This is a genomic window from Pseudoxanthomonas sp. F11, from assembly GCF_037046485.1.
In the GTDB taxonomy this organism is placed as follows: domain Bacteria; phylum Pseudomonadota; class Gammaproteobacteria; order Xanthomonadales; family Xanthomonadaceae; genus Pseudoxanthomonas_A.
Genome location: NZ_JBANLZ010000001.1, coordinates 477,898 through 499,133, shown reverse-complemented (window position 1 = coordinate 499,133; position 21,236 = coordinate 477,898). Strand labels below are relative to the sequence as shown.

General features: G+C 67.8%; 17 protein-coding genes and 1 pseudogene. 8 read left to right on the top strand and 10 right to left on the bottom strand.

The window, feature by feature from the left end:
- The first annotated feature begins 77 nt into the window (after positions 1–77).
- The 3 genes from V8246_RS02525 (at position 78) to V8246_RS02515 (ending at position 6,481) form a co-directional block, all read left to right on the top strand.
- The gene (locus V8246_RS02525; protein WP_336187782.1) at positions 78–3,455 is read left to right on the top strand and encodes a TonB-dependent receptor; all 3,378 of its coding nucleotides are present in this window, start codon (positions 78–80) and stop codon (positions 3,453–3,455) included.
- Between the two features lie 102 nt (positions 3,456–3,557).
- Positions 3,558–5,147, top strand: a complete 1,590-nt coding sequence (locus V8246_RS02520; RefSeq protein WP_336187781.1) for an alkaline phosphatase D family protein — start codon at positions 3,558–3,560, stop codon at positions 5,145–5,147.
- Positions 5,144–6,481 carry a hypothetical protein gene (locus V8246_RS02515; protein ID WP_336187780.1) on the top strand — a complete coding sequence of 446 codons (1,338 nt, stop codon included), beginning with the start codon at positions 5,144–5,146 and terminating at the stop codon, positions 6,479–6,481. Before V8246_RS02520 ends, V8246_RS02515 begins: the two co-directional genes overlap by 4 nt.
- Positions 6,482–6,564: 83 nt before the next feature.
- On the opposite strand, the gene V8246_RS02510 is transcribed toward V8246_RS02515, so the two are convergent.
- The 9 genes from V8246_RS02510 to V8246_RS02470 all read right to left on the bottom strand — a co-directional run bounded on the left by V8246_RS02510 (position 6,565) and on the right by V8246_RS02470 (position 15,871).
- The gene (locus tag V8246_RS02510) at positions 6,565–8,157 is read right to left on the bottom strand and encodes an EAL domain-containing protein (protein ID WP_336187779.1); all 1,593 of its coding nucleotides are present in this window, start codon (positions 8,155–8,157) and stop codon (positions 6,565–6,567) included.
- A gap of 196 nt (positions 8,158–8,353) precedes the next feature.
- Complete coding sequence (locus tag V8246_RS02505) at positions 8,354–8,890, bottom strand: lipocalin family protein (protein ID WP_336187778.1); 537 nt, start codon at positions 8,888–8,890, stop codon at positions 8,354–8,356.
- Between the two features lies 1 nt (position 8,891).
- The gene (locus tag V8246_RS02500) at positions 8,892–9,974 is read right to left on the bottom strand and encodes a cyclopropane-fatty-acyl-phospholipid synthase family protein (protein WP_336187777.1); all 1,083 of its coding nucleotides are present in this window, start codon (positions 9,972–9,974) and stop codon (positions 8,892–8,894) included.
- Positions 9,971–10,759 carry a DUF1295 domain-containing protein gene (locus V8246_RS02495; RefSeq protein WP_336188318.1) on the bottom strand — a complete coding sequence of 263 codons (789 nt, stop codon included), beginning with the start codon at positions 10,757–10,759 and terminating at the stop codon, positions 9,971–9,973. Before V8246_RS02495 ends, V8246_RS02500 begins: the two co-directional genes overlap by 4 nt.
- Before the next feature lie 5 nt (positions 10,760–10,764).
- A complete protein-coding gene (locus V8246_RS02490) occupies positions 10,765–12,015 on the bottom strand; it encodes a cyclopropane-fatty-acyl-phospholipid synthase family protein (protein WP_336187776.1) in 1,251 nt (416 codons plus the stop codon).
- On the bottom strand, positions 12,012–12,776 hold the full coding sequence (locus V8246_RS02485; RefSeq protein WP_336188317.1) for a DUF1365 domain-containing protein: 765 nt from the start codon (positions 12,774–12,776) through the stop codon (positions 12,012–12,014). Before V8246_RS02485 ends, V8246_RS02490 begins: the two co-directional genes overlap by 4 nt.
- A gap of 8 nt (positions 12,777–12,784) precedes the next feature.
- Complete coding sequence (locus V8246_RS02480) at positions 12,785–14,068, bottom strand: FAD-dependent oxidoreductase (RefSeq protein ID WP_336187775.1); 1,284 nt, start codon at positions 14,066–14,068, stop codon at positions 12,785–12,787.
- 2 nt (positions 14,069–14,070) lie between these two features.
- Positions 14,071–14,994: an acyl-CoA desaturase gene (locus V8246_RS02475; protein WP_336188316.1), complete on the bottom strand. Its 924-nt coding sequence runs from the start codon at positions 14,992–14,994 to the stop codon at positions 14,071–14,073.
- A 97-nt stretch (positions 14,995–15,091) separates the two neighbouring features.
- Entirely contained in the window at positions 15,092–15,871 is a 780-nt protein-coding gene (locus V8246_RS02470; RefSeq protein ID WP_336187774.1) for a hypothetical protein, read from the bottom strand.
- A 244-nt stretch (positions 15,872–16,115) separates the two neighbouring features.
- Between V8246_RS02470 and V8246_RS02465 the strand changes: the two genes are divergently transcribed.
- Positions 16,116–16,640: a sigma-70 family RNA polymerase sigma factor gene (locus V8246_RS02465; RefSeq protein ID WP_336188315.1), complete on the top strand. Its 525-nt coding sequence runs from the start codon at positions 16,116–16,118 to the stop codon at positions 16,638–16,640.
- Positions 16,637–17,305, top strand: a complete 669-nt coding sequence (locus V8246_RS02460) for a ChrR family anti-sigma-E factor (protein ID WP_336187773.1) — start codon at positions 16,637–16,639, stop codon at positions 17,303–17,305. The genes V8246_RS02465 and V8246_RS02460 overlap by 4 nt, the downstream gene beginning before the upstream one ends.
- A 24-nt stretch (positions 17,306–17,329) precedes the next feature.
- Here V8246_RS02460 and V8246_RS02455 read toward each other — a convergent pair whose 3' ends face one another.
- A complete protein-coding gene (locus V8246_RS02455) occupies positions 17,330–17,887 on the bottom strand; it encodes a PH domain-containing protein (protein WP_336187772.1) in 558 nt (185 codons plus the stop codon).
- A 390-nt stretch (positions 17,888–18,277) separates the two neighbouring features.
- Between V8246_RS02455 and V8246_RS02450 the strand changes: the two genes are divergently transcribed.
- The 3 genes and pseudogenes from V8246_RS02450 to V8246_RS02440 form a co-directional block, all read left to right on the top strand.
- Positions 18,278–19,036, top strand: a complete 759-nt coding sequence (locus V8246_RS02450; protein ID WP_336187771.1) for a hypothetical protein — start codon at positions 18,278–18,280, stop codon at positions 19,034–19,036.
- A gap of 139 nt (positions 19,037–19,175) precedes the next feature.
- Positions 19,176–20,426 (top strand): putative DNA modification/repair radical SAM protein, encoded by a 1,251-nt coding sequence (locus V8246_RS02445; protein ID WP_336187770.1) that lies wholly within the window; start codon positions 19,176–19,178, stop codon positions 20,424–20,426.
- An 8-nt stretch (positions 20,427–20,434) separates the two neighbouring features.
- Positions 20,435–21,232: pseudogene (locus V8246_RS02440) on the top strand (TIGR03915 family putative DNA repair protein); the annotation flags it as partial.
- Between the last annotated feature and the right edge of the window lie 4 nt (positions 21,233–21,236).

Here is a 21,236-nt window from a genome sequence, read left to right as displayed (position 1 = left end):
TGGCGGAAGCCGGGCGACGGCATCTCAAGCATTCGAGGTCCGCAATTCCTGCGGCCAACAATGCGAGTGCTCGCCTGATGAACTGCTGCAACAAGCTCCTGCTGGCCACTGCCATCGCGATCGCGCTGACCTCCGCGCCGCACGCGATGGCGCAACGGCGCCAGTTCAACGTCCCCACGCAGCCGGCGGTGACCGGCATCCCGGAATTCGCGCGCCAGGCGCAGCTTCAGATCATCGCACCCGCGGATGCGCTGGATGGCGTCAACACGCAGGCGGTGGTGGGCGAAGGCGATGCGCGGCAGACGTTGCGTGCGCTGTTGCGCGATACCGGCCTGGAGATCAAGTCCGATGACGGTCGCGTGATCCTGCTGCAGCCTTCGCGATCCGGCGAACCGGGCGCGGGAAGCGGAACGGTACTGGGCAGCGTGCTGGATCCGGCGACGGGCGGCTATCTCCGGGACGCCGTCGTGCGCATCACCAGCAGCGCCGGCACGCGTGTCGTCCATTCGGGCGAGCGGGGGGAGTTCCAGTTGGCCGGCGTGCCGGTGGGCACGGTGGATGTGACGGTGAGCTATACCGGCTTCCACGAGGAGCGGCGCACCATCGAACTTGAGCCGGGCGAACGCGAGCGGCTGGAGTTCCAGTTGCGCAGCACGTCGGTGGAGGCAGGCACCTCCGGCACGCGTACGCTGGATTCGCTGCAGGTGGTCGGGGTGCGGGAGGGCGATGCCAGGGCGATCATGGAGCAGCGCGCCGCCATGAACATCACCAACACGCTGTCGGCCGACAGCTTCGGCGAGATCGGCGATGGCAATCCGGGCGAGTTCCTCAAGTACATGCCGGGTGTCGACTTCGATGTCGTGGCGGACGATGCGCCGCGCAATATCAGCCTGCGCGGTCTGCCGGCGAAGTACACGGGAGTGACGCTCAACGGCGTCAGTCTTCCCGGGATAGATGCCAACTCGTCTAGCTCGCGTACCTTCAGCTTCGAACAGAGCGCACTGGCGGGCGTGGATTCGATCAGCATCAACAAGACCACCTCTGCCGACATGGATGCGAACGCACCGGCCGGCACCATCGACATCCGGACCAGGAAGGCGTTCGATGCCAAGGGGCGGCGGGTCGTCGTGTCCCTCGGCGGCACGACGCATTCCGGCCTATGGGACAGCAGGAACACCGGGTGGATGGAGGGCGGTTACGACACCAAGTGGCTGCCCAGCAGCTCAATCACGTATTCGGACGTGTTCTTCGACAAGCGCCTCGGCATCGCCGCCGGCGTCAGCAGCATCACCAACCTGGTGGAACAGGCGCAGATCACGGCCGGCCGGAACTACGTGGCGACGGCCACCAGTCCCTATCCGTATGCCGTGACATCGATCGCCGCGTCGGGCTACGACCGCGAATACAACCGCCGGGTCGCGTCCTTCAACGCGGACTTCAAGGCGACCGACACGCTGATCCTGTCGCTCTCGGCCAACCTGAGCCGCGGCGACATCGATCCCAACACCATCACGCCCACCTTCACCAACGGCCGCGCGACCGCCGCCAATCCGCATGAGGGCGACCCCTCGCTGCAGTGGACGACGCGGTATCCCGCCAGCACCAACACGTTGGCGTTGAACCACAGCTACACCTACAAGGTCGGCTACTCGCGCAACTTCGTGCCGAGCTTCGTCTGGCAGAACGAGAACCTGAAGGTGGATGGCAATCTGTTCTCCGCCACGTCCACCAGCCGGTACGACTCCGGCAAGAAGGGGCAGGTGTCGAATCTGCTCAACACCCTGAGCGCGCGCGGCAATTACAGCGCCTCGCGCAGCGACTGGATGCACCAGGACTGGCAGATCCAGCAGATCGACGGCATCGACTGGGCCAGCCCCGACGCATTCACGCTGGGCTCGTATGCCGGTGCGCTCGGTGCGTCCACCAGGCCGTCCATCCGCACCACCAGCGGCAGTTCGGCCGAGCTGGACTATCGGGGCGGGGCGCTCAACGTGGAGTTCTACCAGGACATCGGCCGCATTCCGGTCACATGGAAGACCGGCGTCAAGGCGACCCGTGCCGGCTACGAGTTCGGCAACACCTCCGACGCCAACATCTGGACCTACAACGGCCCGTTGAGCAACGCGGAGTTCTTGCGCGCCGTGCAGAGCCACAACGTATGGCACGGGGGCGAGAGCGGCATGGACATCAGGACGCTGAGCGGTGGCGACCTGTACCTGTACAGCCTGGCCAGGATCCACCAGATGATGCAGGCCAACCCCGAGCAGTGGATACGCAGCGAGACGCCCGCGCAGTGGTACAACGCCCATATCGCGAACGTGAACGAACTGGACGAACGGATCACCTCGCTCTATTTCATGGGAACCGCGGATTTCACCGAACGGTTGAAGGGCCAGGCCGGCCTGCGTTGGGAGAGGACCCGTGAGATCGGCTACGATTTCGACCCGCTCAGCCCCGACCAGGTGCGCGCTGCCGGGTATGCCGTTTCCGCCGCCACGGGCCGGGCCGCCACGGTCGACGGCCTGAAGTACCAGTATCTGACCAACCCGCGGAAGGAAACCGAGGGCCGCTACGACGACTTCTTTCCCAGCGCGTCGCTCAAGTACAGCGTGACCGGCAGCCTGGACATCCATGCAGGCTACAGCAAGACCATCATGCGTCCGGAGGTCGGCGACCTGGCCGGCGTGTGGTCCATCGCTTACGGCACCGAAGACGGGAACGTGCTCAGTGCGCCCAACGCCAACCTGAAGCCGGAATACTCGGACAACTTCTCCCTGCGCGCGACGCAGTACTTCGAGCCGGTCGGGTTGGTGGCGTTCGGCGTGTTCCACAACAGGATCAAGGACCTGATCGATACGGCCACACTGACGCCGGAGGAGTTCGGCTACGACGGCGACGAGCCCGTCGACCTGGTGAGCACCGCGACCAACAGCGCGGCGGACATCACCGTCAACGGTTACGAGTTCGAGTTCAACCACGCCATGGACTACCTGCCGGGTCCATTGAGCGGACTGACACTGCGCGGCCATTTCACCAACACCAACCCGTCCAAGAAGCTTTCGCGCGTGGCCCAGCAGGTGGCGGGCCTCGGCTTCGGCTGGAAGTACGGGCCCATACGCCTGAACCTCAACAGCGTGTGGAGCGATGAGAAGGATCGCGGCCCGACCAGCGCGGTGAGCGTGAACAACGGTAATGGCGCCTATTCGGTCGTCCAGGAGCAACCCTTCGACGACTACCTGGAGGTGAACCTGTCCGGCAGTTACACCCTCATTCCCAAGACCCGGGACAACTGGCTGGGGCTGGAGGTGTACTTCAGCGCGAACAACCTCTTCAACCAGAACCGCCACACCGTCTATTCGAATGGCCCCGTCGGGCTGGGGGCGGGCGGGCACCACAGCCAGATCTACATCACCAGCGGCCGTCGCGCCTCGCTCGGCATCCGGGCGCGCTTCTAGGCATCCGATGGCGGCGGCTGTGCATGCCGCAGGTGCGGGTCGCCGGCGGCAGGGCGTCGCGCCATGCCTCATCTCCACTTCCAGACAGCAGACCGATCTCTCATGTCTACCCGATTCGATCGTCGCACCTTCCTGCAGGCCGCCGGCCACCTGGCCCTGTTCGCGGGACTGGCTCCGGCCGCGCGCGTGTGGGCCTCGGTGCCCTTTCCCGCGTACCCGTTCCTGCTGGGCGTCGCGTCAGGCGATCCCGTGCCGGATGGCTTCGTGATCTGGACGCGCCTGGCACCGCGCCCGCTGGATGAACATGCCGGCATGCCCATGGTCGCCGTTCCCGTGCGCTGGGAAGTCGCCGAGGATGAGGCCTTTGCCACCGTCGTGCGCAAGGGAGAGGCTCTGGCGCGTCCCGAGCTTGGCCACAGCATCCACGTGGATGTGCAGGGGCTGCGACCGCGTCGCCCGTACTGGTACCGCTTCCATGTCGCGGGGCAGCCGCCGAGTCCGGTGGGAACGGTGCGTACCGCATCCGCGTCAGCGGATTCGCCGGAGCGCGTCCGCATCGGCGTGGCCGGTTGCCAGCACCACGAGGCCGGGCTCTTCACCGCCTACCGCCACCTGAGCCAGGAGCAGGACCTGGATGCGGTGTTTCATTACGGCGACTACATCTACGAGGGGGCGGGCAAGGAGGGCGCGCTGTCCTTTGTCGACACCCACGGACGCCCAGCGGATCGCAGGCACGTGGGCGGCGAGATCTACACGCTGGACGACTACCGCCGGCGTTACGCCCAGTACAAGAGCGATCCCGACCTGCAGGCCGCCCACGCCGCCACCGCCTTCCTGTCCACCTGGGACGACCACGAGTTCGACAACAACTGGGCCGCTGCGCTCGACCAGGACGGCACGCCTCCCGAGGTCTTCGCATTGCGGAAATTCGCCGCCATGCAGGCCTGGTACGAGAACATGCCAGTGCGGCGCGCGCTGTTTCCCTCACCGCAGGGCGGCATCACCCTGTATCGGCGGCTGGACTATGGGCGGACGCTGAGGGTGCATCTGCTCGACACGCGGCAGTACCGGAGCAAGCAGCGGTGCGAACGGGGGACGACCAGGCCCTGCCGCACCGATGCGTTGGCCGGACCGGAGCACATGCTGGGCAGCGCGCAGGAACAGTGGCTGGGCGCCGGCCTGGACAGCGGCGTGCACTGGCACCTGCTTGCGCAGCAAGTGATGGTGATGCCCTACGCCTATCCGGACAGCCGCAAATCCGGGCCCACCAATACCGACTCCTGGAGCGGCTACCCGGCGGCGCGCGCGCGTCTGGTCGACACCCTCCGGGAAAGAGGGCGGGGCAATGTCGTGGTCGCGACGGGCGACGTGCACAAGCATCATGCCGGCGTGATCCCCTCCGTGGATGGCGATCTGCTCAGCACGCCGGTGGCGACCGAGTTCGTCACCACCTCGATCGCCTCCGGCGGCGATGGCAGCGATATCCCTTCCGGCTGGGAGCATGTGCCATCCGAGAATCCCCACACCCTCCTGCTCAATGACCGCCGTGGCTATCAGGTCTTCGACATCGGTCCCCGGCTGTGGCGTACGGAGGTGATCGGCGTGGACAAGGTGTCGGCCCCCGGAGGGACGAAGACCGTGATCGCCCGCCTGGCGGTGGAGCACGGCAAGCCAGGCATCCAGCCGGCATGACCGCCGCGATCGGACGCCGCCGCTTCCGGAATTCCGGCCGGTCGCACGACAGGCTCTGCGGGCATCGTGGTCGGGCGAACGGACACGCAGCCTGCCTGCTTTCGCCGGTGCTGCTCCTGCTGGCACTTCCCCTGCTGGCCGGTTCCGATGCCGCGTCCGGACCTGGCCGGACGCTGCCCGCATGGCGCGAGGGCGAACTGGACATCCACCACATCAACACCGGACGCGGCGAGGCCCAGCTCATGATCCTGCCGGATGGCAGCAGCGTGCTGGTGGACATGAGCGGCAAGACGAACGAGCAGGCGCCGTTCTCGCTGCCCACCCGGCCGGACGCATCCCGCGCGCCGGGAGAGTGGGTGGCACGCTACGTCAGGCGGGTATTGCCCGGGGAAGCGAAGGGGCTGGACTACGCGGTCGTCAGCCACTTCCACGGCGACCACATGGGAGCGATCACTGCGGACTCCCCCGCATCGGCGAAGGGCTACCAGCTCAGCGGCATCACCCAGGTCGCCGAGTCCGTACCGATCGCCAAGGTCATCGATCGCGGATGGCCCGGCTACGACGACCCGGTGCCGTTGCACGGCGCGACCATGGACAACTATCGCCGGTTCCTCGACTGGCAGGCGCGGTACCGCGGCATGAAGGTGGAGAGGTTCGAGCCGGGCCGCAAGGACCAGATCGTGCCGGTGCACGACGCCGGCGCCTATCCCGGTTTCGAGATCCGCAATCTCTATGCGAACGGCGTGCTCTGGACGGGCGAGGGAGAAACCGTGCGCGCCCTGTTCCCCTCGGCGGAACGGATGGCGGAGCAAGGCGTGCCGGGCGAGAACAAGCTGAGCATCGCGTTCCGCGTGCGCTACGGCGGGTTCGACTACTACACCGGTGGCGATCTCTCCTCCCTCGACGAAGAGGTCGCGTACGGGCCTGCGGCGTGGAAGAACGTCGAGCCCGAAGTGGGGCGTGCCTGCGGCCCGGTCGATGCGATGAAGGCCAACCATCACGGCAGTTGGGATGCCAACAGCATCCCCTTCCTGGCCGCACTGCAGCCGCGGGTGATCGTCATCGCCACGCGCGCCGACGGTCACCCGGCGGTGAATGCCTACAAGCGGATGACCTCGCAAGCCGTCTGGTCCGGACCGCGCGACATCTTCATCACCCACCTGTCGGATGCGACCGCGAAGACGACTTATGGCGTGAGCGCCGCAGCCAGTACGCGGGGCCATGTCGTCATCAGGGTGGAGAAGGGGGGCGCGCGCTATCGGGTATTCGTACTGGACGATGCGGACGAGACGATGAAGATAAAGGCGGTGTTCGGCCCCTATGCGTCCCGATGAGATGCGAGGGTACCTCTGCCGCCTGCATTGGAAGGAGCCCTCCTTCATCCTCCTCCCGGGGGCGGATACGACGGTCCGCCCCGTCAGTCCGGTGTGGGAGGCACCTGATCCCGCCTTGCCAACTGCTGCTCCAGTTCCACCTGCCGCGAAATGTCGGTAAACACGCCGAACCAGCTGCGGGTACCGTCGGGGGCTGTCCGGGGCGTGGCCCGGCTGGAGACCCAGCGCCAGCGGTCGTCGAACCAGCGCAGGCGGAAGCGGGTCTCGAAGGCGTCGCGGGTGTGTACGGCGGCCAGCCATTCGGCGCGCACGCGCACGCGGTCGTTCGCGTCCATGCGTGCATACCAGGCGGCCATGCGCGCCTCCATCGAGCAGCCGTCCGGCTCTTGCGGGACGGGGCTGATGTAGGTGAGGGTGCCGGCGGCATCGCTGACCCACAGCACGTAGGGCCCCAGTTCCACGACGGCGCGATAGGTCGCTTCGCGGGCGCGCAGCTCTTCCTCGACACGCTTGCGGTCGGTGATGTCGATGCTGACCACGGAGATGCCGATGGGCTGGGCCGTTTCATCGGTCACCCGTGAGCCGACCACCAGAAAGGTCTCTTCGCGGCCCGGAAAGCGGAACTCGATGCGGGAGGTGTCGCCGCTGTCCAGGATCCGTTGCGATGCCTGCACGATCCACTCCGCGATGTCCGGCGCGTAGACCTGTCGGACATGCGAACCCACGATCTCGCAGGGCGGCCGGCCCACCATGCGCGCGAACTGCGTGTTCGCCGCCGCGTAGCGCATGTCCAGGTCCAGGAACGCCAGGCCCACCGGTGCGCTGTTGTAGAGCGAGGACAGCTGGTGCTGGCGCAGGTAGGGCGACAGCGGCTGCGATGCGGGCGACGCGGCGGATACCGGTGCCGTGGCCAGCAGACGGGCCGCGGCGTCGCCCGGCATGGGCCGACCCGTCAGCCAACCCTGGGCGAAATCGCAGCCCAGCTCGCGCAGCACGTCCGCCTGTGCATCGGTCTCCACCCACTCGGCCACGACCGGCACGTCCAAGCTGTGGCCCAGGCCGATGATGGCCGAGACCACCTTGCGGCTCTCGCGGTCGGTGGTCAGTCGCTGGATCAGGCTGCCATCGATCTTCAGTTCGTCGAAGCCGAAGCGGCTCAGCCGCACCATGCTGGAGAATCCGGTGCCGAAATCGTCCAGGGCCACGCGGATGCCGTGGGATTTCAGGTAGCCGAAAGCCCGTTCGGCCGCGGGTTCGTCCTCGACCAGCTCGTCCTCGGTCATCTCGATGCAGATGCGGTCCAGCGGGAACGACGACTCGGCCATCGCCTCCAGCAGCAGGCGCACCGCCGGTGCGTCCTGCAGCAGCGATGGCGGCACGTTGAACGCCAGGCAGAAGCGGCCAGGCCACGCGCTGGCTTCCGCGCAGGCGCGGCGCACCAGATTCAGGGTCAGCAGCGGCAACAACGAAGCCTGCAGCGCGATGGGAATGAAATCCTTCGGTGGCACGGCGCCGAAGTCGGGATCGTGCCAACGCGCCAGCACTTCCAACCCGTGGATGGCACGGGTGCGCAGGCAGACGATGGGTTGGTAGGCGGGATGGATCTTCTCGTGGCACACCGCGTCGGCGATGCGCTGGCGCAGCGCGTCCGCAGTGTGGATCTGTGGTGTCGCCATGCAGCCCCCAGTGCAACCTTGCCAGACCCCGTCATCGTCGAGTCCATTCCCCATGGCATCGGCGGGAGGACGCGCGACTTGAGGCGACGGACGCAGCGTGGTGCAGGCTGCGGTCCCATCACATTAGCGCGCGCGGCAAGGCGCAGGAAGCGGGTGCTGACCCGTGGCCAAGTAAGCTTGATTACACAGTTGGGATTTACAGTGCGTGCGGCACGCGCCGGATCTTCGATACGTCGTATCCCAATGCCTGTATCTGCCTGATCCGTGCCGCATAGTCCGCGTCGGATATCCGCGGCGTGCGCGCCATCAGCCACACATAGTCGCGCTTGCTGCGTCCCACGATCGTCTGCTGGTAGTCGGCGTCCACGTACGCAATGACGTACTCGGCCTGGATCGGCCAGATGAACTGCATGCCCCACACCGCACCGCCCGTGCCGGGGGTGACCGTGCCGACCGGATGCATCGTCTTCTCCGGTCCGTCCAATGCGCCCTTGCGGAAGCGGAACGTGGTCTGGATGCGGCCGTCCGGCAGCTTCGCGTACGACTCCACGGCGGCATAGGCGTCGCGCTCGGGGAACGAGGGGATATGCGCGATGACGTACCAGTCGCCCATGAAGCGGTCCACATCGACCGGTGCCGCGGTGGGGATGGACGGCTTGACGTTGCCGGAGCGGCAGGCGGCGGTGGTGGTGGCGACCATCAGGGCGAGCAGCACGAAGGGCAGGGTACGCATGTCAGTGCTCCCGCGCCGGCCGCTGGAAGCGATAGTGGGCCACCAGCCATTCCTGACCGTCGCGATAGCCGAACAGTTCCGCACAGGCCATCCAGAACATCCGCCAACGCTGATTCCACAACGGCGCTGCGTCGCCGTAGGCAGCGCGCAGTACGGTCATCACCTCGCCCCGTCGCGCATCATGATTGGCCAGCCAGTGGTTGGCGGTGCGCTGATAGTGCGTGCCGTCGAGCAGCCAGCGTTCCTGAAGGTGCAGATGGTCCTGGAAGAACAGCAGCAGGTCCGCCGACGGCATCATGCCGCCGGTGAAGAAGTGCCGGCCCATCCAGTTGTCCTCGCCCTGGGTCTCGAACGGATACATCAGGTGGCGGTGAACGAAGATGTGCACGAACAGTGCGCCGCCCGGGCGCAGGGCGTCATGGATGCGGCGCATCAGGGCGGCGTGGTTGCTGACGTGCTCGAACATCTCCACCGACACGCAACGGTCGAAGGCCCGCGGTTCCAGCTGCAGCTGGTTCACGTCGCAGGTGATGACGCGCACGTTGCGCAGGCCGCGCTCGGCGCAGCGTGCCTCGATGAACTGGCGTTGGGAGTGCGAGTTCGAGACCGCCGTGATGCGCGCGCTCGGATAGCGCTCGGCCATCCACAGCGTCAGCGAACCCCAGCCGCAGCCCAGCTCCAGGATGTCCTGGCCGTCGGCGAGCGCAGCGCGTTCGCCGTACAGCGCCAGCATCGCGTCCTCCGCCTGGTCCAGCGTTTCCAGGCCCGTGGGGTAGTAGCAACTGCTGTACTTGAGCCTGTGGCCTAGGCAGCGCAGAAAGAAATCGGCCGGCAGTTCGTAGTGCTGCCGGTTGGCGGCATCGGTGTGCACGGCCAGCGCGCCCTGGCGCAAGGCGCGCAGGCGTTGCGCCAGCAGCGCCGACTGCGCCTGTTGGCCGCCCGCGGTCTCGTCGCGCAGCCGCTGCGCGCACAGCCGCCGGATGCCGGCACGGATCAGCGCATCGGGCAACAGGCCGCGCTCGGCCAGGCCCAGCAGGCCGGGAGCGGCCCGGTCGGCCGCCAGTTCTTCCACCATCGCGTTCATCGTGTCGCCTCCTTGGTGGCGGATTTGGGAAACCAGGGGAACAGCATCGGCGTGGTGCGCTGGTACTCGCGGTACTCGTCACCGCGGGTGCGCAGCGCCTGCGCCTCGGTATAGGGAATGCCACTGATCCAGCGCAGGAATACGTACATCACGACCGGCCCGCACCACGACAACCCCTGCCAGGGCGATCCGACGGCCAACGCGACATAGGCGAACCAGTGCAGCCATTCGAAGAAATAGTTGGGATGGCGCGAGTAACGCCACAGGCCCTCGCGGCAGGTCCTGCCGCGATTGGCCGGATTGGCACGGAAGCGCGCCAGCTGGCGGTCGGCGATGGTCTCGCCGGCCACGCTGCCCACCCAGATGGCCACCGCCAGCACGATCCACGGCCATGCGGCATCGACCGGACTGCGCGCCGCGGCGGCGAAGGGCAAGGCGAACAGCACCACCAACAGCGCCTGCGCCATGAAGAACAGAAAGAACTTGCCCTGATGCCCCTGCCAATGCTCGCGCAGGTAGCGGTAGCGTCCGTCCTCGGGCTCGCTGCGCACGCGATGCCAAAGGTGCAACGCCAGTCGCGCACCCCACACGCCGCCGAGCACCGCCAGTGTGGCGCGCGCCTGCCACGCGCCGTCGCCCAGCACAGCAAGCAGGATCGCGCTGCCGCCCACGCAGGCCGACCACAGCACGTCGACGATGCCCGCGTTCTGGTGGCGCCGCTGCCACAGCCAGCCCAGCGTCATCACCGCGGCGGCGACCAGGGCCACCCAGCCGAGCGAGTGCAGGAGACTCATGCGGCCCCCGAGGGGTGGCCGGGACGGGCCATCAGCACATGCGAGACGCCGATGGACCGCTCCAGGAAGCCCCCTTCGCAATAGGCCAGGTAGAACTCCCACAGGCGGATGAAGCGCTCGTCGAAGCCCTGCGCGCGCACCTCCGCCAGCCGGGTCATGAAGCGGCGTCGCCACGCGCGCAGGGTGTACGCATACGACAGGCCGAAGTCCTCCTGGTGGACGACCTGCAGGTCGCTGGCGCGGGTCTTCGCGCCGTACATGGCATTGAGCGAAGGAATGAAGCTGCCCGGGAAGACGAAGCGCTTGATGTAGTCCACCGAGTCGCGCGCCTGCACGTAGCGATGATCCTCGATGGTGATGGCCTGCAGCAGCGCCTGTCCGCCGGGCCGCAACAGCGACCCCAGCTTGCCGAAGAACGTCTCCAGATAAGGCGCGCCGATCGCTTCGATCATCTCGATGGAGACCAGCTTGTCGTACTGTCCCTGCAGGTCGCGGTAGTCCTGCAGCAGCAGGGTCACCCGGTCCTGCAGGCCGGCGTCCGCCACGCGCTGGCTGGCCAGCGCATGCTGTTCGCGCGAGATCGTGGTGGTGGTCACATGCGCACCGTAGTGGCGCGCCGCGTGCAGGGCGAAACCGCCCCAGCCGGTGCCGATCTCGATCACCCGGTCGCTCGGCGAAAGCGCCAGCTTGCGACATACGGCATCGAGCTTGCGGTACGAGGCCGTTTCCAGATCCTCGTCGGGGGACGCGAACATCGCCGAGGAGTACATCAGGTCCGCGGACAGGAACAGTGCGAAGAAATCGTTGCCCAGGTCGTAGTGCGCCGCGATGTTGCGGCGGCTGCCCTCGCGCGTGTTGCGGCGGAGTGCGTGCCAGCTGCGCAGCGCCCAGCCCCCCAGCCGCGCAAGCCCGCCCTCCATGCCGTCCAGCAACTCGCGATTGCGTACCAGCAGGCGCACCAGGCCCACCAGGTCGTCGCATCGCCATTGTCCGGCGATGTAGGCCTCGCCTGCGCCGACGCTGCCCTGTGCCGCGACCGCGCGGTAGAACGATGGATCGTCGATCCACAGGTGCACGGTGGGCAGCGCGTCCCCGCCGGTGCGTCCGAAGCGATGCTCGCCCAGCGCGTCGCGGACCACCAGCAGGCCGTGATCCAGCGCGTCCAGTCGCGCAAGCAGTTGCGAGCGCAACAGGCGGTCGAGCGCGCCGTACGAGGAAACGGCAGTGACGTCGGCGATCTGGTTCATGGGGTCTCGCGGGCAAGGGAAGGATGGTCGTGGACGGGCGTGCGCTTGAGCCACAGGCGCAGCGCCTGCCAGTGGATGCCGGTCATCACCTGCGCCGTCATCAGCGGATAGCGCCACAGCACACGCGCCAGCGAACGGCCGTCCAGCGGCTGGCGCAACAGGGTGAGGGTGGCGTCGAAGGCGCGCCGTCCTTCGCGGTCGACCTGCATGTGCACGCGCAGCGCGTCGTCGGGCCGGGCGAGGCGCCAGCGGTAGGCGCAGTCCATCGGCAGGAAAGGCGACACATGGAAGGTCTTGTCGAAGCCCCACTCCCAGCCATCGCCGTACGCCACGCCATCGCGAACCGGCAGCACGTAGCTGTGCCGCTCGCGCCACGGTGTGTTGGTGATCTCGGCCAGTACGGCATCCAGCGTGGTGCCGTCCGGTTGGAAGCAGTAGTAGAAGCTGACCGGGTTGAAGACGTAGCCACCGTAGCGCAGGTGCGTCAGCAGGCGGACCGGTCCCTGCGGGCGATGGCCCGACGCGCGCCCGACGCGGTCCCGCACGACCTCGGCCAACGGCCGGTCGTGAGGCGCCAGATAATCGCTGCGACGGAATTCGGCCAGGTTGCGGCGATTCACCGACCACAGCCAGCGGCGGTCGAACAGCGTGTCGATTTCGTCCAGGTCCAGATAGAGCTGGGCCATGCGATAGCGGAAGGCGTGCGGGCGGGGTGTATGTCGGCGATGCCGTACCCACCCTTCATACACGGCGCTCGCCAGGGGCGCGTTCACGCGTTCACCGCTTCAACGTGGCGGGGGGCAGGCGCATCGACGGGCACCGCCTCGATGGCATCGACCACCTCGCGTGCACTGCGGATGCCGTCTTCGTGGAAGCCCCAACCCCAGTAGGCGCCTGCGAACCAGGTGCGCCGGCGTCCCTGGATCTCCCTCTTGCGGCGCTGCGCGGCCACCATCGCATGGTCGTAAACGGGGTGGCGGTAATGCATGCGGCGCAAGATGCGCGCCGGATCGATCGCCTCGCTGCGGTTGAGGGTCACCACGAACGGCTCGGGCGACTGGACCCCCTGCAGCAGGTTCATGCAGTAGCTGACGGTGCACGGCGCCGACGGGTCGCGCGGCACGTGCGCGTTCCATGCGGCCCAGGCCTTGCGGCGCTGTGGCAGCAGGCGCGCGTCGGTGTGCAGCACGGTGTCGTTGGACTGGTAACGGATCGCTCCGAGGATGTCGCGCTCGCGCGCGTCGGCGTCGTGCATCAGCCGCAGCGCATCGTCGCTGTGGCAGGCCAGCACCACGTGGTCGAAGCGCTCGCGGCCGCGCAGCGTATCCAGTTCGACACCATCGGCATCACGCCGTACCACCTGCACGGGCGTGTACAGTCGCTCCTGTACGTGCCAGCGACGGCGCAGCGCTTCCACGTACGTCGCCGAGCCGCCGGCCACCACGCGCCAGGGCGGACGGGTGCCCAGCGTCAGCATGTGGTGGTTGGCCATGAACTGCACCAGGTACCGCGCCGGGAACGCCAGGATGCCCTGCGGTGGCGAGGACCACAGCGCGGACGCCATCGGCACCAGATGCTCGTCGCGGAAGGCGTCGCCGTAGCCGCCGGCCTGCAGCCAGTCGCCCAGAGTGGGTCCGGTGGCATCGCCCTCGAGCAGCGCGGGCGCCTCCCGATAGAAACGCGCCAGGTCGCGCAGCATGCCCCAGAACCGCGGCGACACCAGGTTGCGGCGCTGGCAGAACAGCGCATCCAGCGAGGTCGCGTTGTATTCGACGCCGCTGCGTTCGCTGTGCACGGAAAAACTCATCGTGGTCGGCTGCGATGCCACGCCGAGTTCGTCGAACAATCCGCACAGCAGCGGATAGTGGTCCGGGTTGAACACGATGAAGCCGCTGTCGATGCGGTAGTCGCGGCCCGCCTGTTCGACGGTGTGGGTATGCGTGTGGCCGCCGAGGTAGTCGTTGGCTTCGAACAGCATCACCTCGTGCCGCTGCGACAGCCACCACGCCGAAGCCAGGCCGGCGATGCCGGATCCGATGACCGCAATGCGCATGCTCAGCGCCTCGCCTTGGCCAATACCCATTCGGGTACCGGCTTGAGGTCGCGCACCAGCCCGAGCAGCGCCATCGCGCGCAGGCCGTACCAGGTCAGGTCGATCTCCCACCAGCGGAAGCCCTGGCGTGCGGTGCCGGGGAAGAAATGATGGTTGTTGTGCCAGCCCTCGCCGAAGGTCAGCAGGGCGAGCCAGAGATTGTTGCGGCTGTCGTCGTGGGTGTCGAAACGGCGGCGGCCGAACCGGTGGGCCAGCGAATTGATGGTCACCGTGGCATGGAACAGCACGACGGTGGAGACGAAGAAGCCCCACACCAGCATCTGCGGACCGCTGGTGCCAAGCTGCGGGGATGTGCGTTCCAGCAGTGCGCCCAGCCCGTAGAGGGCAGCGGCCAGCAGTACCGGTACCACCGTGTCATAGCGGTCGAGCCAGCGCAGCTCGGGGTAGCGCGCCAGGTCGGGGATACGTGACCAGTCGGTGCGGAAGCCTTCACGGGTCAGGAACCAGCCCGCATGGCTCCACCAGAACCCGCGCTGATTCGGTGAGTGCGGGTCGGCGGGGGTGTCGGCGTGGCGGTGGTGGTTGCGATGGTGCGCGGCCCACCACAGCGGTCCGCGCTGGACGCTGGAGGCGCCGATCAGCGCGAACACGAACTGCAGCACCCGCGAGGTGCGGAAGGTGCGGTGCGAGAAGTACCGGTGGTAGAAGCCGGTGATGGCGAACATCCGCACCGCGTACAGCACCGCCGCCACGGCCACGGCGACCGGCGACACCCCGACCCAGACCACGGCGACGCACGCCAGGTGCAGGCCGATGAAGGGCACGACGCGCAGCCAGTCGATGCGGTCCGGCTGCCCGCCGTCGTCGCCGTGGGCCTGGGTGTCGAACCAGCGGCGCAAGACGGAGGCGGCACGGCGGACCGGCATGGAAGGGGAGGAATCGCTGGCCGGCATCGCGGGGGTCTCGGTTGCGTCGTTCATCACTACGGCGCAGCGGCGGTATTGGATGCGTGAAGACGCCTGGTCATCCGCGGCACTGACGCACCAGCGGCGTCGCCAGCGCGCCCTGCAACGCACGTGCATCGGCAGGCGCGGCCGCCTGCGGGAACACGATGCGCACGTCCTGGTGGCGGCCGTCTTCGTCGCGGATGGTCGCGATGCCGGCGAATTCCAGCAGGCGCCGGTCCTCGCTGGCATACGTCAGTTCCATCGTCGGCGCCACGAAACCGTACCAGCGGTCCAGCTTCATCGACAGGCGCTGGGCGGGCACGCCGTTCCAGCGCACGGCCGGGCCCGGCTGCAGCTTGACCGGGACGAACGCGAAGCGGCTCGGCAGCAGGAAGGGCTGGGTGACCCCGCGCCCCGAACGCAGCGCGTCCCAGTGCTGGCGCACGCTGGCGTCGAAGCCGGCATCGATGACGGCACCTGGCGGCGTCGACAGGGTGCGCTCCTTCGGACGGGCGTTCCCGACGTCCCTGACGTAGACCACGCGCCCGCCGGGGCCGGTGCGTACCCCCTCGCGATAGCCGTCGCGCGCATCCTCGAAGTCGAAGTCGGGCGCCTGCGCGGCAGGCCGTTCCACCACGGTCTTGCGGGCGAACGCGCGGCCGTCGGGGCATCGGTACAGCACCAGGCGCCGCGCCACCCCCTCCTGCCGGTAGCGCCAGTGGGATTCGCGATAGAGCACGGTGTCGCCCTTGCGGGCGTAGGCGATGGCCTCCTGGCGCAGGACATCGGTGCCGGCGAGGGCGGGGGGCGTGATCAGCAGCAGCGTGGCCAACAGGCGCAGGGTTTGGCGGGACATGGGCGGCACCGTACGGTAGGGCGGAGGCCTGTACGGCGGGGGAGGGCCAGCGGATGCCTATGCCACCGGCCCCGGTCTGCATCCGAACCCCGGTCATCTTCGTAGAGACCGTCATCACGCACGCACCGGGACCTGGCATACCATGCCCACCGACTTCACAAGGAGACCGCCGCCCCTTCGGGCCGCATCCCCGGTGTCCACGCCTACGCCCCTAACGCGCGACGCGCACGACTGGACCGCCGACATGCTGTCGGTGGCGCGGTCGCGCGACCGCGCGGCCTTCATGCGCCTGTACGACCACTTCATGCCGCGCCTGTGCCTGTACCTGCGCGGTCTGGGCAGTCCCGAGGCCGTGGCCGAGGAACTGGCCCAGGAAGCCCTGCTGCGCGTGTGGCAGCGCGCCTCCATGTACGACCCGCAGCAGGGTGCGGTCTCCACCTGGCTGTTCCGCATCGGCCGCAACCTGCACATCGACCGCATCCGGCGCGAGCCGGGCTGGGTGCAGGTGCTGGAAGAGGCTGCGCCCGCCAGCGACGAGGAACTGGCGCGGCCGTTCACGTCGGCCGAGGATTATGCCGAGCACGTGCACCTGCAGCGCCGCATCGAAGACCTGCCGGCCGTGCAGGCGCGGCTGATGCGCATGTCCTACTTCGAAGCCAAGAGCCACCAGGAAATCGCCGACGAGCTGCAGATGCCGCTGGGTACGGTGAAGTCGCACCTGCGGCGCGCGTTCCTGCGCCTGCAGGGCCAAGTACGAGGTCAGCCGTGAACCCGCACCATCATCTCGACCCCTCCACCGTGGTCAGCTACGCAGCCGGCGCGCTGGCCGTGGAGATGGCCGTCGTCGCCGCCACCCATCTGGAGACCTGCGCGCACTGCCGCGCGCGTGTGGACGAGGCCGAACGCATCGGCGGGCAGCTGGTCGAACACCAGCAGCCGGCGCTGTCGTCGTCCCGACTGGCCGGCCTGCGTGCCTCCATGCTGGAACAGCTGGACGCACCGCTGCCGCCGGCACCCATCGCGGCCCCTCGTGGCACGCCCTACGAGGACGACGACCGGCTGCCGGCGCCCCTGCATCCGTACTTCGGCGCCTCGTACCGCGCACTGAAGTGGCGCTGGATGGCGCCGGGTGTGCACTGCATCCGCGCTGCCGGCACTCGCAGCGGCACCCTGCTGATGCTGAAGATCGGTCCCGGCCGCAGCATGCCGGTGCACAGCCACGGCGGTACCGAGCTGACCCAGATCCTGCGCGGCGCCTACCACGATGCGCTGGGTCAGTTCGCACCGGGCGACATCGCCGATCTCGACAGCGGCGTCGAACACCAGCCGGTCACCGTGCCCGGCACCGCCTGCATCTGCGTATCCGCGCTGGACGCGCCGCTGCGCTTCCCCGGCTGGCTGGCGCAACGGCTGCAGCCGCTGTTCAAGCTGTAGCGGGACGCGCTGGCGCCCTGGGGTTCACGGGGCTCTCTGGCGCGCCCGCATCATGGCGGCGATTTCATCCAGGCGAAGGCGTATCGCCTCCAGCGTCTCATGCGGCGTTCCCGCATCGAAGGAGGGCATCGCGCGCTGCATCCGCAGTCGCTCGCGACGGGCGAGGATCTCGTCGCGCAGCGCATGCGCGTCGACGATGCCGACCAGCTGCATGCTGTGCGCCTGGCCGGGACTCTGGCCCGCGGTTTCCACCCGCAGGATGCTCAGGTGGTAAAGCCGAAGGATGGGGCCTTCGATGAAGGTCACATCCTGGATGTTCTCCAGCGGGATCGTCTTCTCCACCCGGAACAGGATGCCCTTGCGGAACTGCAGCGTGCGGTCGTCCAGCGTGCAGCCCAGCCGGTCGAAATAGTGCCTCGCCCACCATTGTCCGGGCCCCAGTACCCATACCAGGATCAGCGGTGCGCCGAAGATGGACAACAGCAGGTACCACGCCACCATCGCCACCAGGTACGACCGGATCAGCGGATTGAACGTGGCGTGCAGCGGGGGCGTCTCGGAAAGGGCGGGGAATGTCGGCACGGTCGCCTCCGGTCGGGGTGCGCGATTCTTGCATGCCATCGCCCTTCGCGGTATCGCGCGTCCGGCGTCGCCGTGTTGGCATGCGCATCGTTTCAACGCGGATGTCGGCGCCATTCCGTGCTCCCCGCTCGATGGGAGACGCCGCGCACACAGCGGTTATCTTCATCGGCGTTGTGGAGCGCTCTGCGCGTGCGGGACATCCCGCTTCCATACATGCCTGTTAATGCACGTCGACGACGCGTGAATGCAGTGTGCTCGCCGCGATTTCTGCATCGGAGTGAATCCAAGCGGCGCGATGCCGCGTAGGGGAAAGGCCGTGTGCATATCGCCGCGGAACTCCACCCATCACCTCTGGATACCATCACCATGAACACAAGGCTGGCTGGCTTGATGCTGTTTGCCGTTTCCGCTCCGGCGTTTGCGGCAGGCCCGGAACAAGGCAAGTTCTCGATGTCGCTGTTCGGCGGCGCGGACACGCCCATCAGCGGCGACGTGCACGACGGCGCGGTGGCGCCCGTGCCCGACCTGGGGCCGCTCAATCCCGACCTGGCCGGCGTCAGCGCCGAACTGCGTATCCAGCCGCGCAGTCATGAGGACATCTACGATCAGGCACTCACCTACGGTCTGGAGTTCTCCTATGGGCTGAGCGACCGTGCGGAAGTCTTCGGTCAGGTGCGCCGTACCGAAGCCGACCCGGGCACGGTACGCGTAGGCGGCGCCTTCGTGCCGGCGCTCAATACCGAACTGCCGGTGTACGGCACGTTCAGCGATTACAAGGCGCTCAGCCTGGAAGCCGGCTATCGCTACTACTTCATGCAGCCAGGTTCGGCGCGTCCGTTCGTCGCCGGTCGTCTGGGCGCCACCCAGACCGACGACATCCGCGCGACATTCGAGATACCCGATGCCGCCATCACCATCGCCAACGCGCCGTTCACCGAGAAGAAGTGGGCGGCCACCGCCGGCGTGGACGTGGGCGTGTTGATCCCGGTCAGTGAGGCCTTCAGCATCACCGCGCAGGCGGGCGTGCGCTATGTCGCCGACCTGGAAGGCGACGACAGCGCCATCGGCGGACTGGGGCTGGGCTCCATCAACGACACCGGCAAGCGCGTCTCGGTGCCGATCTCCATCGCGGCACGCTTCGACTTCTGAACGCGTCGCCGCGCTTGTGACGGCTTCGCGGACAGGACGTGTCGCGTCCTGTCCGCAAGTCGTCGGTATGTGCCGTCGGCTTCAGGGTCATGACGGATCGTCTCACTCCCTGCATGCGGTCGCTCGCTAGAATCCCGCCATGCAACTGAAAGACAAGCTGGCGATCCTGGCCGATGCGGCCAAGTACGACGCCTCCTGCGCATCCAGCGGCGCGGGGAAGCGGCACTCATTGGGCAAGGGCGGCATCGGCAGCACCGAAGGCATGGGCATCTGCCATTCGTATACGCCGGACGGGCGTTGCGTATCGCTGCTCAAGATCCTGCTGACCAATTTCTGCATCTACGACTGCGCCTACTGCGTCAACCGCGTATCCAGCAACGTTCCGCGCGCGCGCTTCGCCACCGCCGAGGTGGTGCGACTGACGCTGGAGTTCTACAAGCGCAACTACATCGAAGGGCTGTTCCTCTCCAGCGGCATCATCCGCAATGGCGACTACACCATGGAGCAGCTGGTGGAAGTGGCGCGGAGCCTGCGCGAGGACCACCGGTTCGCCGGCTACATCCACCTGAAGACGATTCCCGAGGCGTCTCCCGAACTGCTGGCCGCAGCCGGTCGCTACGCCGACCGCTTGAGCATCAACGTGGAACTCCCGACGGAAGCCGGCCTGAAGCAGCTGGCGCCGCAGAAAGATGCGCCAGGCATCCGTGCCGCCATGGGCGAGCTGCACACGCGCATCCTCGCGGCCAGGCCCAGCAAGCAGGAAGCGCAGCCGAAACGCCGCCGACCGCCGAAATTCGCGCCGGCCGGGCAGAGCACGCAGATGATCGTCGGTGCCGATGCCGCGGACGACCGCGCGATCCTGGTCAGCAGCGACGCGCTGTACCGCCAGTTCCGCATGCGTCGGGTGTATTACTCCGCCTTCAGTCCCATCCCCGATGCCTCCACCCAACTGCCTGTGCGCGCGCCGCCGCTGCTGCGCGAGCACCGCCTCTACCAGGCCGACTGGCTGTTGCGCTTCTACGGGTTCGACGTGAAGGAAATCGTCGAGGACGTTCCGGGGCAGGGCGGCATGCTGGATCTGGACATCGACCCCAAACTGGCATGGGCGCTGCGCCATCCGGATCGCTTCCCGGTCGATCTCAACACGGCGCCGCGCGAGATGCTGCTGCGCGTCCCCGGGCTGGGCGCACGCAACGTCCAGCGCATCGTCGATTCGCGCCGCCAGGGCAGGCTGCGCGTGGCCGACCTTGCGCGCTTGCGCGCGCCGCTGCAGAAGCTGCTGCCGTTCGTGGTGCTGCTGGACCACCACCCACGCCAGCGGCTGGACGATCCGGGGCGCCTGCGTCGCGAGCTGGCCCCGGCGCCGCGCCAGGCCGATCTGTTCGGCTGAAGCACACGATGTTCCGCGCCACCGTCACCCCGGCCTGGGATCTGGATGCGTGGCGTGCGCAGGCGCGCCACGCATGGGAGGCCGGCCTGCCGCCGGACGTTGTGGAATGGCAGGCGGATGCGCAGGGAGAACTACTTGCCAGCGCCGCCGTCACCGATCAGCCGGCACGCCGGCAGGGCCTGTCGGTGCCGGCGGAGTTCATGGCGTTCGCGGCCTCGGTGCTCTGCCATCGCGATCCGGGCCGGCACGCGTTGCTGTACCGTCTGCTGTGGCGCATCGGCAACGGGGAGCGCGCGCTGCTGGATCGCGCCACCGATGCCGACGTGCATCGCGCGGCGCGCTGGGCCCAGGCCGTCCGTCGCGATACGCACAAGATGAAGGCGTTCGTGCGCTTCCGCCAGGTTGAGGGCGAAGACGATGCCTACATCGCCTGGTTCGAGCCGGACCACTACATCGTCGATCGCGTGGCGCCGTTCTTCATGCGCCGCTTCGCCGGAATGCGCTGGGCCATCCTCACCCCTTATCGCAGCGTGCAGTGGGATGGCGAACATCTGTGGGCGGGCGAGGGTGCGGTGCGCGCCGACGCGCCGGCCGATGATGCGGAGGATGCGCTCTGGCGCACCTACTACGCCAACATCTTCAATCCCGCGCGCCTCAATACGCGGATGATGCGGCAGGAGATGCCGCAGAAATACTGGAAGCATCTGCCCGAGACGCACCTGTTGCCGGACCTGGTCCGCGAGGCCGGCCGGCGCGTGCGCGAGATGGACGAGCGCCAGGCGCAGGCGCCGCGGCGGCGCATTCCTGAAC